The sequence below is a fragment of the Mycobacteroides sp. PCS013 genome, assembly GCF_049532645.1.
Lineage (GTDB): Bacteria > Actinomycetota > Actinomycetes > Mycobacteriales > Mycobacteriaceae > Mycobacterium > Mycobacterium gwanakae.
The window spans coordinates 2,982,975-2,997,757 of the sequence record NZ_CP150131.1; the positions used below are offsets into that span (position 1 = coordinate 2,982,975).

General features: G+C 65.5%; 13 protein-coding genes and 1 riboswitch. Of the genes, 8 read left to right on the forward strand and 5 right to left on the reverse strand.

The annotated features are described in order from the left end of the window. Nucleotides 1-59: 59 nt before the first annotated feature. The gene (locus RHO23_RS14925) at nt 60-887 is read right to left on the reverse strand and encodes an exodeoxyribonuclease III (protein WP_064409447.1); all 828 of its coding nucleotides are present in this window, start codon (nt 885-887) and stop codon (nt 60-62) included. Between the two features lie 145 nt (nt 888-1,032). On the opposite strand from RHO23_RS14925, the gene RHO23_RS14930 reads away from it, so the two are divergent. Beyond that, complete coding sequence (locus RHO23_RS14930) at nt 1,033-1,911, forward strand: alpha/beta fold hydrolase (RefSeq protein ID WP_064409448.1); 879 nt, start codon at nt 1,033-1,035, stop codon at nt 1,909-1,911. 75 nt (nt 1,912-1,986) lie between these two features. Here RHO23_RS14930 and RHO23_RS14935 read toward each other — a convergent pair whose 3' ends face one another. Next, nucleotides 1,987-4,224: an NADP-dependent isocitrate dehydrogenase gene (locus RHO23_RS14935; protein ID WP_064410408.1), complete on the reverse strand. Its 2,238-nt coding sequence runs from the start codon at nt 4,222-4,224 to the stop codon at nt 1,987-1,989. A gap of 215 nt (nt 4,225-4,439) precedes the next feature. Then, a riboswitch (SAM riboswitch) is annotated at nt 4,440-4,576 on the forward strand. A 141-nt stretch (nt 4,577-4,717) separates the two neighbouring features. Here RHO23_RS14935 and RHO23_RS14940 point away from each other — a divergent pair. The 4 genes from RHO23_RS14940 (at nt 4,718) to RHO23_RS14955 (ending at nt 8,726) form a co-directional block, all read left to right on the forward strand. Beyond that, nucleotides 4,718-6,046, forward strand: a complete 1,329-nt coding sequence (locus RHO23_RS14940; RefSeq protein ID WP_057964495.1) for a bifunctional o-acetylhomoserine/o-acetylserine sulfhydrylase — start codon at nt 4,718-4,720, stop codon at nt 6,044-6,046. Then, nucleotides 6,043-7,227 (forward strand): homoserine O-acetyltransferase MetX, encoded by a 1,185-nt coding sequence (metX, locus tag RHO23_RS14945; protein WP_155524981.1) that lies wholly within the window; start codon nt 6,043-6,045, stop codon nt 7,225-7,227. The genes RHO23_RS14940 and metX overlap by 4 nt, the downstream gene beginning before the upstream one ends. Nucleotides 7,228-7,247: 20 nt before the next feature. Beyond that, a complete protein-coding gene (locus tag RHO23_RS14950; RefSeq protein WP_057964497.1) occupies nt 7,248-7,982 on the forward strand; it encodes a class I SAM-dependent methyltransferase in 735 nt (244 codons plus the stop codon). A 66-nt stretch (nt 7,983-8,048) separates the two neighbouring features. Next, nucleotides 8,049-8,726 (forward strand): hypothetical protein, encoded by a 678-nt coding sequence (locus RHO23_RS14955; RefSeq protein WP_030096812.1) that lies wholly within the window; start codon nt 8,049-8,051, stop codon nt 8,724-8,726. Between the two features lie 2 nt (nt 8,727-8,728). Here the strand turns inward: RHO23_RS14955 and RHO23_RS14960 are convergent, their stop codons facing one another. Genes RHO23_RS14960 through RHO23_RS14970 form a run of 3 tightly spaced genes read right to left on the reverse strand, consistent with a single transcriptional unit; the run spans nt 8,729 to nt 10,558 of the window. Then, the gene (locus RHO23_RS14960) at nt 8,729-9,028 is read right to left on the reverse strand and encodes a DUF3017 domain-containing protein (protein ID WP_057964499.1); all 300 of its coding nucleotides are present in this window, start codon (nt 9,026-9,028) and stop codon (nt 8,729-8,731) included. 14 nt (nt 9,029-9,042) lie between these two features. Next, nucleotides 9,043-9,888, reverse strand: a complete 846-nt coding sequence (locus tag RHO23_RS14965; protein WP_030096810.1) for a bifunctional methylenetetrahydrofolate dehydrogenase/methenyltetrahydrofolate cyclohydrolase — start codon at nt 9,886-9,888, stop codon at nt 9,043-9,045. Nucleotides 9,889-9,907: 19 nt separating this feature from the next. Then, on the reverse strand, nt 9,908-10,558 hold the full coding sequence (locus RHO23_RS14970) for a nitroreductase family protein (RefSeq protein ID WP_057964501.1): 651 nt from the start codon (nt 10,556-10,558) through the stop codon (nt 9,908-9,910). Between the two features lie 89 nt (nt 10,559-10,647). Between RHO23_RS14970 and RHO23_RS14975 the strand changes: the two genes are divergently transcribed. The 3 genes from RHO23_RS14975 (at nt 10,648) to RHO23_RS14985 (ending at nt 14,777) form a co-directional block, all read left to right on the forward strand. Continuing rightward, nucleotides 10,648-11,826 carry an NADH:flavin oxidoreductase gene (locus tag RHO23_RS14975; protein ID WP_030096808.1) on the forward strand — a complete coding sequence of 393 codons (1,179 nt, stop codon included), beginning with the start codon at nt 10,648-10,650 and terminating at the stop codon, nt 11,824-11,826. Nucleotides 11,827-11,836: 10 nt separating this feature from the next. Next, nucleotides 11,837-12,154 (forward strand): hypothetical protein, encoded by a 318-nt coding sequence (locus RHO23_RS14980; RefSeq protein WP_064409450.1) that lies wholly within the window; start codon nt 11,837-11,839, stop codon nt 12,152-12,154. 76 nt (nt 12,155-12,230) lie between these two features. Beyond that, nucleotides 12,231-14,777 (forward strand): ATP-binding cassette domain-containing protein, encoded by a 2,547-nt coding sequence (locus RHO23_RS14985; RefSeq protein ID WP_418037391.1) that lies wholly within the window; start codon nt 12,231-12,233, stop codon nt 14,775-14,777. Nucleotides 14,778-14,783: the final 6 nt, after the last annotated feature.

The following is a 14,783-nucleotide window of genomic DNA, read 5'->3' on the forward strand; positions in this document are numbered from 1 at the left end:
CATCCATCCTGGCATGACCGGTCAAAACCATTTTTCCCGAGCACAGGACGCTCAATCGGCTAGTGCAGCCGGTACTCAACCGTCACCGGCGCATGGTCGGACCAGCGCAGCGCGTAGGCGTCGGCGCGTTCGACCCGCGCCGCGTGTGCGCGCTGCCCCAGATCGGCGGTCGCCAGGTGGTAGTCGATGCGCCAGCCCGCGTCATTGTCGAAGGCCTTACCCCGCCACGACCACCAGCTGTACGGTCCATCAACATCGGGGTGCAGCAGCCGGAAGGTATCGACCCATCCGGCCTCGAGCAGTGAGCCGACCCAGGCCCGCTCCTCCGGCAGGAACCCGGCCTTCTTCTGGTTCGCCTTCCAGGCCTTTATGTCTCGCTCGGTATGCCCGATGTTCCAATCACCGCAGATCACCGTGTCGCGCCCGCTCGCAACCAGTTTGGCCATCCTGGCGCCCACCGCCGCCATGAATCGTTCCTTCTCGTCCTGGCGCGCCGTGCCCGCTTCCCCGGTGGGCAGGTAGATGCTCGCCACCGTGAGATCGCCGACCTGGGCCTCCAGATACCGCCCGGCTTCGTCGAACTCGCCGCCATCGGCGTCGAGCGACACCTTGGTCGAGGTGGCCGGGACGCGGCTGAGAATCCCCACACCGTTACGTCCCTTCACGCTCGACGAGGCGTTCACCACGTGCCACCCCGCGGCCAGCGCCGGTGCCAGCGCCTCCTGGAGTTGCTCGTTCTCCGCACGCACCTCTTGCAGACACACGATGTCGGCGGTCGTCTGCTCCAACCAGGGCAGCAGCCCCCGGTTCTCCGTGGACCGCTCTTTGACCGCGGCACGAATGCCGTTGACGTTGATGGTGGTGACGGTGATCTTCTCGGTGCTCATCGATCGCCGACGATAGTCGAGAGGTCTGACAGTGATGAGCCGCTGAGGCTAAGAACAGCCGACAGTGATGGGCACCACGGGGCACGGTAAGTTGACGCAACAGACAGTAATGTCAACGCTGATGTTGGCGCACTAGGAGGACCGCATGCTGGAAGCCATTTTGTCGAAGTCGTCGAGCAAGCGGGCGCCCATCGAGATGGGTGAGGGCGAGCCGGTCCTGCTGCTGCATCCGTTCATGCTGTCGCAGTCGGTGTGGGAGACCGTGGCCGAGCAGCTCGCCGATGCCGGATACGAGGTGTTCGCACCCACCTACCCCGGACACAACGGCGGCGGACCGTTGCCCGCGCTGCCTCCGTTGTCGCAGCGCTCGGTCGATACCTACCTGGACCAGGTCGAAGAGATCATGGATGAGAAGGGCTGGGAGACCGCCCATCTGGTGGGTAACTCACTGGGCGGCTGGATCGCGCTGGGTCTGGCGCTACGCGGCCGGGCTCGCAGTGTCACCGCCATCGCGCCTGCCGGCGGCTGGACCAAGTACTCGCCGCTGAAGGCGGAGATCGTGGTGAAGTTCGCGGCCATGCTCCCCTGGCTGGCGTTCTCCCGGCTGTTGGGCCGCCGTGCGGCGGGCCTGCCGTTCGTCAAGTTCGCCACCGCCCGCGCCCTCTGCGGCGAGACAGAGGCGCTGAGCCTGCCGGACTTCCACAGCATTTTCGAGGACATCACGCACTGCCCGGCCTACTTGCCGTCGCTGTCGTCGATTCTGCCGGCACCGGGCCTGCAGAACCTGAACACCATCGCGGTTCCGGCACAGCTGGTGCTGTGTGAGAAGGACGAGATCGTGCCCCCGGGTCGTTTCGGCAAGCTCATCAGCCAGGGCCTGCCTGCCGATGCACGGCGGATCACCCTGGCGGGCATGGGGCACGTGCCGATGCTGGAAGCGCCCGGTCAGGTCACCGAGGTCATCACCGACCTGATCGACCCGCTGGTCGCCGCCAAGCGCGCCGCGGCCTCCGACGTCGGCTAGAGATCACGTCGAGTGTGAACCTGTGGCGGAGTTTCGACTGATTCGCCGCCCAGGTTTCACACTCGACGCGGTGAGCTATACCTCGACGGATGCCAGAACGGCGTTGAAGGTCTGGCTCGGCCGCATCACCGCAGCGGTCTTATCGGGGTCCGGAGAGTAGTAGCCGCCGATATCGGCCGGGCTGCCCTGCACGGCGGCAAGCTCGGCGACGATCTCGTCCTCGTTCTCGACCAGCTGCTTGGCCAGCGGCGCGAACAGCTCGGCCAGCTCGACGTCCTCGGTCTGAGCGGCAAGCTCGGCCGCCCAGTACAGGGCCAGGTAGAACTGGCTGCCACGGTTGTCGAGCTCTCCGGCCTTACGCGACGGGCTCTTGTCGTTCTCCAGCAGCTTCCCGGTCGCCGCATCCAGCGTGGTGGCCAGAATCTTGGCACGCGGGTTCCCGGTCTTGATGCCCAGGTCCTCCAGGCTGACGGCCAGTGCCAGGAACTCACCGAGCGAGTCCCACCGCAGGTGGTTCTCTTCGACCAGCTGGCTGACGTGCTTGGGTGCCGAACCGCCTGCGCCGGTCTCGTACAGTCCGCCGCCCGCCATCAACGGCACGATGGACAGCATCTTGGCGCTGGTACCCAGCTCCAGGATCGGGAACAGGTCGGTCAGATAGTCGCGCAGAATGTTGCCGGTCGCGGCGATGGTGTCCTTGCCGCGGATCAGCCGTTCCAGCGTGTAGCGCATGGCCCAGACCTGGGGCACAACCTGAATCTTGAGGCCCTCGGTGTCGTGGTCCTGCAGGTACTCCTTGACCTTCTTGCGCAGTTCCACCTCGTGCGGACGCTCGGTGTCCAGCCAGAACACCACGTTCATCCCGGATTCACGCCCACGGGTGACAGCGAGTTTGACCCAGTCCTGGATCGCCGCGTCTCGCACGATCGGCATGCGCCAGATGTCACCCTCTTCAACGTTCTGGCTCAGCAGCACCTCACCGGTGTCGATGTCGACGATGTCGGCGACACCCGCCTCGGCGATCTCGAAGGTCTTGTCGTGGCTGCCGTACTCCTCGGCCTTCTGTGCCATGAGACCCACGTTGGGGACGGTGCCCATGGTGGTCGGATCGAACTGGCCGTGGGTCTTCACAAAGTTGATCATCTCCTGGTAAATCCGGGAGAAGGTCGACTCCGGGTTGACGGCCTTGGTGTCCTTGAGCTTGCCGTCCGCGCCGTACATCTTGCCGCCGGCCCGGATCATCGCGGGCATCGAGGCGTCGACGATCACGTCGCTGGGCGAATGGAAGTTCGAGATGCCCTTGGCCGAATCCACCATGGCCAGCTCGGGCCGGTGCTCGTGGCAGGCATGCAAGTCGCGAATGATTTCCTCGTGCTGCGATGCCGGCAGTGCCTCGATCTTGCTGTAGAGGTCGGACATGCCGTTGTTGACATTCACGCCCAGCTCGTCGAACAGCTCCTGATGCTTGGCGAAGGCGTCCTTGTAGAAGATCTTGACCGCGTGCCCGAACACGATGGGGTGGCTGACCCGCATCATGGTCGCCTTGACGTGCAGGGAGAGCATCACACCGGTCTTGTATGCATCCTCGATCTGCTCCTCGTAGAAGTCGCAGAGCGCCTTCTTGCTCATGAACATGCTGTCGATGATGTCGCCCGCGCCCAGCTTCACCTCGGGCTTGAGCACGATGGTCTCGCCGCTCTTGGTGGTCAGGACCATCTTGACCTTGCGGTCGCGATCCAGCGTCAGTGACTTCTCACCGTGGTAGAAGTCGCCTTCCTTCATGGTCGCGACGTGGGTGCGCGACGCCTGCGACCACGTGCCCATGCTGTGCGGGTGCTTGCGTGCGTACTCCTTCACCGCACGCGGTGCGCGCCGATCCGAGTTACCTTCACGCAGAATGGGGTTCACGGCACTGCCCAGACACTTGGTGTACCGCGCCAAGATGTCCTTCTCTTCGTCGTTCTTCGGGTCCTCGGGGTAGTCCGGCAGCTTGTAACCCTTACCCTGCAGTTCCTTGATGGCGGCCAGCAGCTGCGGCACCGACGCGCTGATGTTCGGCAGCTTGATGATGTTCGTCTCGGGCAACTGCGTCAGGCGGCCCAGCTCGGCCAGGTTGTCCGGAACGCGCTGATCCTCGGGGAGGTACTCGGCGAACTCGGACAGGATGCGTGCGGCAACGGAGATATCGCTGGTCTGGATGTCGATACCGGCGGGGCCTGCGAAGGCCCGGATGATCGGCAAGAAGGAGTACGTCGCAAGCAGCGGCGCCTCGTCTGTCAGCGTGTAGATGATGGTCGGCTGCTGCGCACTCATGGTCACTCCCGGCATCGTTGATCGGACTTGTTGGTCGGTCAAATCTCAGGCATCCCGTGGGTCACACGGATGACCTATTCAGTATCACGTCGCTTCCAAGCCTAGGCGGGCGGACGGGCTGTGATCGCGCTCCCATCGTGGCCCGCAGACACCGCCGAGCCGCGCCTTGCATACCTGGTGGCAACCATTCGGTGCATTGCGATACGCTTTTAAGCGGTCATGAGTACCAGCGTCAAGCCCCGGCTCGCTGGTCGGCAACCCTCCAACCGCGGTGGGGTGCCCCGGGTGATGACCAGGTTGAGTAGCCGACTGGGTTATGAAAGGACAGTCGGCCACACGGCAAGCGCGGGTCCGATGACGGGCCCCGAGAAGACAGGTTGGCCCGATGAAGCGTTCGTCACCCGGGGGTGAGTCCCTGCATTCCTGTTGTCGGTGTTGTCGCTGTCGCATGCCCTAAACCGCCAGCCCCGCACCGACCACCCAGGAGGTTCCCATGACCGATATCGATCCCACCGCCCACTGGGCGTTTGAGACCAAGCAGATCCACGCGGGCCAGACCGCGGACCCGGCGACCAATGCCCGGGCCCTGCCGATCTACCAGACCACGTCCTACGTCTTCAACGACACCGCACACGCGGCAGCGCTGTTCGGGCTGTCCGAAGAGGGCAACATCTACACCCGTATCGGCAACCCGACCCAGAATGTCGTCGAGGAGCGCATCGCTGCCCTCGAAGGCGGCGTGGCGGCGCTGCTGCTGGCTTCCGGGCAGGCGGCAGCGACATTGGCCATCATCAACATCGCGCAGGCCGGTGACAACATCGTGTCGAGCCCGCGTCTGTACGGCGGCACATACAATCTGTTGCACTACACGTTGCCGCGCCTGGGAATCTCAACCACCTTCGTCGAGGATCCCGACGACCTCGACTCCTGGCGCCGCGCCATCACGCCACAGACCAAGGCACTCTTCGCCGAATCGATCTCCAACCCCAAAAACGACATTCTCGACATTCCGGGCATCTCGAAGATCGCGCACGAAGCGGGCGTCCCCCTCATCGTCGACAACACTGTCGCCACTCCCTATCTGATCCAGCCGCTGGCCCACGGCGCCGACATCGTGGTGCACTCGGCCACCAAATACCTTGGTGGACACGGCAATGCGATCGGTGGCGTGATCATCGACGGCGGCACCTTCGATTGGACCCAGGGCCGCCACCCCGGATTCACCACGCCGGACCCGAGCTACCACGGTGTGGTGTTCGCCGATCTGGGCGCACCGGCCTACGCACTCAAGGCGCGTGTTCAGCTGTTGCGTGACCTCGGGCCCGCCATCTCCCCGTTCAATGCCTTCCTCATCGCGCAGGGACTGGAGACGTTGAGCCTGCGAGTACAACGCCACGTCGAAAATGCACAGCGGGTGGCCGAGTACCTCGCCGCCCAGCCGGAGGTCACCGGCGTCAACTACGCCGGGCTACCCACCTCCCCCTGGCACGAACGCGCGAAATCATTGGCCCCCAAGGGTGCCGGTGCGGTACTCGCATTCGAACTGGACGGAGGAGTCGAGGCGGCGACCACCTTCATCGATTCCCTGACACTGCACAGTCAAGTGGCCAACATCGGCGATGTGCGATCGCTGGTCATACACCCCGCTACGACGACACACGCACAGCTGGCGCCCGCCGAACAGGTGGCCTCCGGCGTCACGCCCGGCCTGGTGCGGTTGGCGGTCGGTATTGAGGGCATCGACGACATCCTGGCCGATCTGGACACCGGATTCGCCGCCGTGCGGCGACTCAAACAGCCCGCAGCGGTGGCATCATCATGACCTTGACCGACGATCTTCGCGCAAGCGGCTCCGCCGACCACCAGCTTCCCCAGCCGAACATCGCCCTTCCACAAGGCGATGAGATCGCCTATGTGTCAATAGGTTCGATCACACTCGAAAGCGGTGCCGTCATCGACGACGCGACCGTCGCGGTACAGACCTGGGGAAAGCTCTCACCCCGCCGCGACAACGTGGTGTTCGTCTGTCATGCGCTGACCGCCGACTCACACGTGGTCGGAGCCGCCGGCCCCGACCACATCACCGGCGGGTGGTGGCAAGGAATCATCGGCCCCGGCGCGGCGATCGATACCGACCAATGGTGCGCCATCGCCACCAACGTGCTGGGTGGCTGCCGGGGTAGCACCGGCCCGACTTCCCTTGCCGCCGATGGAAAGCCGTGGGGCTCACGATTCCCCGAGGTGTCGGTACGTGACCAGGTGAACGCCGACATCGCCGCACTCGCACAACTCGGCATCACCGAGATCGCCGCCGTCGTCGGCGGTTCGATGGGCGGTGCACGCGCGCTGGAATGGGCCGTCATGCAGCCGGATTCGGTGCGTGCGGCGCTGGTGCTGGCGGTTGGCGCACGCGCCACCGGCGACCAGATCGGCACCCAGAGCACGCAGATCGCCGCTATCCGGTCCGATCCCGACTGGCAGGGCGGCGACTACCACGGCAGCGGACGCAGCCCGGAGAAGGGTTTGAACCTCGCCCGGCGCATCGCACACCTGACCTACCGCGGAGAGGTCGAGCTGGACACCCGGTTCGGCAATGATCCCCAGGTCGGCCCGGACGGGCCCGAGGATCCGTGGGCCGACGGCCGGTACGCGGTGCAGAGCTATCTGGAGCATCAGGGCAACAAGTTCGTTCGGCGCTTCGACGCCGGAAGCTACGTCATCCTGACCGAGGCGCTCAACCGCCACGACGTCGGCCGGAACCGTGGCGGTGTCGAGAAGGCGCTGGGCGGCTGCCCCGTCCCCGTCGTCGTCGGCGGTATCACATCCGACCGGCTGTACCCGCTGCGCCTGCAGGAGGAATTAGCCGACCTGCTCCCCGGTTGTACCGGCTTGCGGGTGGTCGAATCGTTGCATGGCCACGACGCGTTCCTCATCGAGTTCGACGCGGTGAGCGAGCTGGTTCGGGAGACACTCACCCTGGCCAAGTCAACACAGGCTTCGTAAACGGAACCCGAGGAGCGCGAATGCCGGACGCACAAGCAGAGCCCTCGCTTTCGTTCGGTTCACAGGCGGCCGCCTACGAACGGGGCCGACCGTCCTACCCGCCCGAGGCCATCGACTGGCTGCTGCCCGACGGAGCGCACGACGTCCTGGATCTGGGCGCCGGTACCGGGAAACTCACCACCCGCCTGGTGGAACGCGGGCTCAACGTGATCGCGGTGGATCCGCTCGCCGAAATGCTTGAAGTACTGAGCAATTCGCTTCCCGAAACCCCCGCACTACTGGGCACCGCCGAGGAGATTCCGTTACCCGACAACAGCGTGGATGCGGTGCTCGTGGCGCAGGCCTGGCACTGGGTGGATCCCGAACGCGCCATTCCCGAAGTCGCGCGCGTGCTGCGCCCGGGTGGGCGGCTGGGGCTGGTGTGGAACACGCGCGATGAGCGCCTCGGCTGGGTGGCCGACCTCGGCAGGATCATCGGCAGTGAGGACGATCCGTTCAACCACACGGTCAGCCTGCCCGCGCCGTTCAGCGGGCAGCAACGACACCAGGTCGAATGGACGAGTTACCTTACCCCTCAGGCACTTCTGGACATGGTGGCCTCACGCAGCTACTGCATCACCGCCCCCGAAGCCGCCCGGAAGAAGACCCTGCAGCAGGTTCGGGAACTGCTGTCCACCCATCCTGCGCTTGCCCAGTCGACGGGACTGGCGCTGCCGTACGTCACCGTGAGTATCCGGGCGACACTCAACCAGTAGAAGATCTGTGAATCGGGTGCCCCAATTCACAGAGACGAATAGGCCGCGTGCCGCTACGGTGTACCCGTGCGTACGGATCGCCGCCTGCTGGCAGCCCTCTTTGTCACCACCACATTCCTGACCCCGGCACTCGCCGGCTGTGGATCGGCGGGGTCACCTTCGGACACCAAGAACCAGTCCGAATCCAGCGCCAGCAGCGCGCCCACCGAACGGCACACTCGGCAGTTCATCCCCGAACTGGGCATCTACGTCACCCTCCCGCATGACTGGGTGGCCTTCGCCGACGGGGTGCACGACAACAAGGGGCAGGTGACCTTCCAGGTCCGGCCCAAGTGGGAGTCAACGGAATTCGCGCAGTACGTGCGCATCCGCAAGTTGACGGCTTCCGACGAGAACACGGCCGCACCCGAGGTAAAGGGCTGGCTCGAATCGTCGAATGCCGATGCGGTGAGCGACTTCGTCAAGAGCCGTAAGTCGAAAGTCACTGCGGATAAACGAGACTCATGGGACGGCCCCAACTTGCCCGGAGCCTCGGCAAGCCTGGAGCTGGAGAAGCCTCCCGTCGCGGAGGGCAAGCCGCCGTCCGCCGTGACACCCAAGATCTACGTGGCGTTTGTCGGGCAGGGCGATCAACGTTGGCAGATCGCCACCAGCAATACCGGCAGCCCCAGCGGAGAACCGTCAGAGCAGTTCTTCGGCGAGCAGGCCGATGCCATCGCACGCTCGGCGCAACTGCTCAAGTAGGTCTATCCGGTGCCCAGCGGGTCGATCGTCAACGCCAGGTAGACCATCACCGCAGCGACTGCACTGAGAGCACCGACGTCAAAGGTCTTGCTGCGCACCGCCAATAGGCCCGCGGTGTCATCGGCCAGCACCAGCCGCAGCGCCGCGGCCACTCCCACAGCGATCCCCACGACCAGCGCACCGCGGCGCCACCGGTCCGCGATCACCAATCCCAGCGCCACCAGAAAGACCGCCGATACCACCAAAATGGGCCACTGCTCACGGGCGAAGCGGCGGACGGCATCAAGAGCCGCCCCGAACATGTCCCGGGTAGTCGTCACGAACGTTCCGCTCGCTCGATCACGTTGCTAAGCAAGAACGCTCGGGTCAAGGGTCCGACTCCGCCCGGGTTGGGCGAGACGTACCCGGCGACATCCCAGACGTCCTCGGCCACGTCGCCGGTCAGCTTGTCGTCGACCCGGCTCACGCCCACGTCGATCACCGCGGCACCCGGCTTGACCATGTCCGCCGTCACCATGTGCGGCACGCCGGCAGCGGCGACGATGATGTCGGCCTGCCGGGTCAAGGCAGCTAGGTCACGGGTTCCGGTGTGACACAGGGTGACTGTCGCATTCTCCGAGCGGCGGGTGAGCAGCAGCCCGAGAGGACGGCCCACCGTGACGCCACGACCGATCACCACCACGTGCGCGCCGTCGAGCTTGACGTCATAGCGACGCAGCAGATAGACGATGCCCCGCGGCGTGCACGGAAGCGGGGCTTCCTTGCCCAGCACCAGCCGGCCCAAGTTCGTCGGGTGCAGCCCATCGGCGTCCTTATCGGGGTCGATGCGTTCCAGCGCCTCGTTCTCGTCGAGGTGCTTGGGCAGCGGCAGCTGCACGATGTAGCCGGTGCAGTCCGGGTTGGCGTTCAGCTCGTCGATGGTGGCGCACAGTGTGGCTTGATCGATATCTGCGGGCAGATCGCGGCGGATCGAGTTGATGCCCACCTTGGCGCAGTCGGCGTGCTTACCGCGAACATAGGCGTGCGAACCCGGGTCGTCCCCCACCAGGATGGTTCCCAGACCTGGGGTCTTGCCCGCCGCGGTCAGCGCCGCGGCGCGAGTGGCCAGCTCCACAAAGATCTCGTCGCGGGTGGTCTTGCCATCAAGTCGAGTCGCCGTCACACGGCCAGTATTCCAGCTCTCACCAAGTGTCCCAGTGCAGGACGTCGGCGACGGGCTGGCGCTTGGCAGGCCGGAAGTCGGTGCCGACGGTGTACGCGATGGGGAACAGCCCGCCCTGGGTGATCTTGTCGAACGGGATGCCCAGGATGTCGGCGGTGCGCTTCTCACCGTCGTCCATCAGGTGCAATGTCGTCCAGGCCGATCCCAAACCGCGGTTACGGGCGGCGAGCATGAAGCTCCACACCGCAGGAAGCAACGATCCCCACGACGACGCCGCGCCGACCACCGGCAGATTGTCGAGGCGTCCCTCGATGCAGGGAATGAGGAACAGTGGCGCCCGCTCGAAGTTCTCGGCGAGGTAGCCGGCCGAGTCCACAACCTTTTCCTTACGCTCGGCCCGAGTGTCACCTTCGGCGTAGGTGGCGCCTGCGCCCTTGGCGTACTTGTTCCAGCCTTCGCGGTAGATGTCGGCGATCGCCTTCTTCTTGTCGGCGTCCTCGACGATCACCCAGTGCCAGCCCTGATGGTTCGAGCCGGTCGGTGCCTGCAGCGCGATGTTCAGACATTCCTCGACAACCGCGCGCTCGACGGGCTTGTCGAAATCAAGGCGCTTGCGCACCGAACGGGTGGTGGTCAGAACTTCGTCGGCTGACAGATTCAGGGAGGTCATACGACGAACGTACATCCACCGGGCTTACCGAAAATTAGGAGTCCGCATCCAGAATTCGCCGTCCGTGGTCGCGGCGTAATCTCCCGCTCATGGGCAATGACGCCGCTGGAGTTCCCGACGTGTTGGCGCCCGCGCGACTCGGCCCCATCACGCTGCGCAACCGGACAATCAAGGCCGCCACATTCGAGGCCGCCTCACCGGACGCTTTCGTCACCGACGATCTCATCGAGTATCACCGCAGACCCGCACTCGGCGGGGTCGGCATGACAACGGTTGCCTATTGCGCCGTCGCCCCCGAGGGACGCACCGAATACGGCCAGGTCTGGATGCGTGAAGAGGCCCTGCCCGGGCTGCGGCGCCTCACCGGCGCCATCCACGACACCGGCGCCGCCGTCTCGGCGCAGATCGGCCACGCCGGTCCGGTGGCCAATGCGCGATCGAACGGGTCGCGTGCCCTTTCTCCGATCCGGTTCTTCAACCCGTTGGGCATGAAATTCGCCCGCCGGGCCAGCACTTCCGATATCGAGGGCGTGATTGCCGCGCACGCGAACGCGGCCCGGCTGGCCATCGAGGCCGGTTTCGACGCCGTCGAAATCCACTTGGGCCATGGCTATTTCGTGAGTTCCTTCCTGAGCCCACTGTTCAACAGGCGCAGCGATGAGTACGGCGGATCGCTGGCCAACCGCGCCAAGGTGGCGCGCGCGGTGGTGCAGGCAGTGCGCAAGGTTGCCGGCGATCGGCTGGCGGTGACCGCGAAACTCACCATGACCGACGGCATCCGCGGCGGCATCCCGATCGAGGAGTCTTTGCAAACCGCGAAATGGCTGCAGGAAGACGGCGGACTCGATGCCCTGGAACTGACTGCGGGATCCTCTCTGGTCAACCCCATGTACTTGTTCCGCGGCGACGTGCCGATCCGTGAGCTCGCCAGCGGCTTCCCCAAACCCATGGGTTGGGGCGTGCGGCTCACCGGGAAGAAGTTCTTCCGGTCCTATCCCTACCGCGACGCCTTCCTGCTGGACGATGCCCGCCGGTTTCGCGCCGAACTGGACATGCCCCTGATCCTCTTGGGCGGAATCGCCGGCGGCGACACCATGGACCTGGCGATGGCGGAGGGTTTCGATTTCGTGGCCATGGGACGTGCGCTGCTGGCCGATCCAGATCTGGTGAATCGGGTGGCGGCCGACCGGGCCGCCCATTCCCGATGCACCCACTGCAATCAGTGCATGGCCACGATTTTCAGCAGAACCCACTGCGTGCTCACATAGCATCGCTGCCATGACGGCGGCGCCCGAACACCCGAGACCGGGAACCGCCGAGTCCATCGTCAGCTGGCTGCTGTGGGTGCTGGTGACCGCGGCGGCAGGCGTCGTCGCGTTCGCCTCGATCTTCCCGCTCGCCTTCAGCGGCGCCGCACCCGAACAGGCCGACGCGGCAGCCGCAGTGTTCGTCTGGTCGCTGCTGACCCTGTTCACGTGCATGGCCGCACCCATCGCCATGGGCATCGGGCACTGGCGGCATTGGCACATTTGGTACTGGCCGGCGCTGTGCGTGTCCGTCCTCGTCAGAACGCTGTTTCTGCTGCACAACCTGTGAATTCGTACCGCAGTCCCTGTGAACGTCCGGCGCGGGACGGCTGGCCTTACGCCCCGACCCGATACAGTCGGGGGCGATGACTGGTCGGGAAGCACCCACTCTCACCGTGGTATTCGATGGTGACGAACGAAAGTTCGCACCCGGGCACGACATTCATATCGGCCGCGATATCCACGCCGATGTACGCATCACACACCCGTTGGTGTCGCGTATTCACCTGATAATCAGGTTCGTCGACGGTAAATGGATCGCCGAGGACCAACGCAGCCTCAACGGCATCTTCGTCAACGGCCGCCAGGTCGGTTGGGTCGAGGTGCGCGATGACACCGTGGTCAACCTCGGTGACCCGGGCGGACCGCGGCTGACGTTCGCCCTGGGCGGTCTCGGCAGCGAGACGCAGCTGGGAATCGCTCCCCCCACCATGCGTGGTCCGGCCTCGGGTCTGCAGCCGGCCCCCTATACCGGCGCTCAGCAGCACTACCCCACCGGCGGCTACCAATCCGCTCCGCAGACCTACGGGCAGCCGCCGAGCCAGCAGCACCCCTACGGCGCACCGCCCTCGGGGCCCCAAACCTATGGGACCTCCGGGCCCACCCGCCCCCGCCAGCAGTACCCGTCGGAGCCCACCCCGGTGCCCCCCGCCGCCTATGCCTACGAGCCGGTCGAGCCGTTCGGCACCCGTGCGATGCGCGCGCTCGGCATCGGCGGCGCGCCCAAACCGTCACCCGGTGCCATCACCGTCGGTCGCGCCCCCGACAACACGATCGTCGTCAACGACGTGCTGGCCTCGCGGCACCACGCCTTGTTGCTTCCGTCGGCCGGCGGCCTGGAAATCCAGGACCTGCACACCATTAACGGCACCTTCGTCAACGGTGTCCAGGTTGAACAGGCAACGGTGCGCGAGGGTGACACCGTCACCATCGGTAACGTCGACCTCGTCGTTCAAGACGGCACACTGGTCAAACCGACAACGGCCGCCCGCGTCGGCGGGCTTGAGGTGCAGGGCATCGACTTCACCGTCGAGGGCGGCAAGAAGCTGCTCGACAACATCAGCTTCTCCGCAGGCCCCGGATCGCTCACCGCGGTCATCGGCCCATCGGGTGCCGGCAAGTCCACCCTGGCCCGGCTGATCGTCGGCAACACCCAACCGTCGGCGGGCAAGGTGTCCTTCGAAGGTCACGGGGTCCACGCTGAGTACGCCGTCATGCGAAACCGCATCGGCATGGTGCCACAGGACGATGTGGTGCACCCGCAGCTGACGGTGAGCCAGGCACTGCATTACGCCGCCGAGCTGCGGTTGCCCCCGGATACCACCAAAGAAGACCGCGAACAGGTCGTGTCCCGGGTTCTCGAGGAACTCGAGATGACCAAGCACGCCGAGACGCGCGTCGACAAGCTCTCCGGCGGGCAGCGTAAGCGCGCCTCGGTGGCCATGGAGCTGTTGACCGGTCCGTCTCTGCTGATCCTGGACGAGCCCACCTCGGGCCTGGATCCGGCACTGGACCGTCAGGTGATGAGCCTGATGCGCCAGCTCGCCGACGCCGGCCGCGTAGTGGTGGTGGTGACGCACTCGCTGACCTATCTGAGCTACTGCGACCAGGTGCTGCTGCTGGCCCCCGGTGGCAAGACCGCATACTGCGGACCTCCACGCAGCATCAACCAAGAGATGGGCACGACCGACTGGGCCGACATCTTCGCCAATGCCGCGGCCGACCCGGACGGTGTGCACCAGGCCTATCTGGCCCGGCATCCCGCTGCGAACAAACCCGTCACCGCCCCGGTACAGCCCGGCGACCTCGGCAAGCCCCCGAAGACAAGTCTGCTGCGGCAGGTCTCCACGGTGGCACGCCGTCAGGGACGGCTGATCCTGGCCGACCGCGGCTACTTCATCTTCCTGGCGCTGCTGCCGTTCGTCCTTGCCGGATTGGTGTTGTCGGTACCCGGTAGTGCCGGTTTCAATGTGGCGCTGCCCGACAACCCGAACGAACCCGGACTGCTGCTGGCGCTGACGAACCTCGGTGCCAGCTTCCTGGGTCTGGCGCTGACCATCCGTGACCTGATCGGTGAACGCGTGATCTTCCGCCGTGAGCAGGCAGTGGGCCTGTCGGCCACCGCATATCTGCTCGCCAAGATCATCACCTACTGCGGAGCCGCCATCGTGCAGTCCGCCATCATGACGGCCGTCATCGTGATCGTCCGCGGTGGACCGACGCAGGGCGCGGTGCTGCTCGGGAACGCGAACTTCGAGCTGTGGGTCGCCGTTGCCGCCACCGCATGCGCGGCCACCGTGCTGGGCCTGGTGCTGTCCTCACTAGCCACCTCCGCCGAGCAGGTGATGCCGATGCTGGTGATCGCCACCATGACGCAGATCGTCTTCAGCGGCGGACTCATCCCGGTGACGGGACGTGCGGGGCTGGAACAGTTCTCGTTCCTGTTCCCATCGCGATGGGGCTTCGCTGCCACCGCCGCGACCACCGACCTGCGCAAGCTGGTGCCGGTGGGTCCGCAGGACGAGCTGTGGAATCACGATGCCGGAACCTGGCTGTTCGACATGGGCATCTTGGCGCTACTCGCGCTGGTGATGGCCGGATTCGTGCGCTGGCGCATCCGCCTCAAGGGCTGAGTTCTT